Below are 418 nucleotides of genomic sequence, written 5' to 3' on the forward strand. Positions count from 1 at the left end.
CCCGACGCTGCTCCAGGGCCTCATCGACACGGAGAAGTTCCCCACCTGCACCTCGTTGCAGCAGATCTTCAGCGGTGGCGAGGCCCTGTCCCGCGTCCTGGCGACCCAGGCCACGCAGGAGATGCCGGGCCGCGCCCTGATCAACCTGTACGGGCCGACCGAGTGCACCATCAACTCCTCCTCGTACACCGTCGACCCGGCCGCCCTGGACGAGGGACCGCAGTCCATATCCCTCGGCAGCCCCGTCAACGGCACCGAGTACCACATCCTCGACAAGAACCTGTCGCCCATCGGCGTCGGCGAGATCGGCGAGCTGTACATATCCGGCGTCCAGCTGGCGCGCGGCTACCTGCACCGCCCCGACCTGACCGCCGAGCGCTTCCTGGAGGACGAGCTCACCGAAGGCGCCGCGCCCGTC

The 418-nt window shown here is 68.9% G+C and carries 1 protein-coding gene; it reads left to right on the forward strand.

Annotated features, from left to right (window positions below):
- The coding region (locus G3I71_RS48605) for an AMP-binding protein (RefSeq protein ID WP_164325384.1) at positions 1-418 on the forward strand (418 nt) is incomplete at both ends.

It is taken from the genome of Streptomyces sp. SID12501 (assembly GCF_010550245.1).
Taxonomy (GTDB): Bacteria; Actinomycetota; Actinomycetes; order Streptomycetales; family Streptomycetaceae; genus Streptomyces.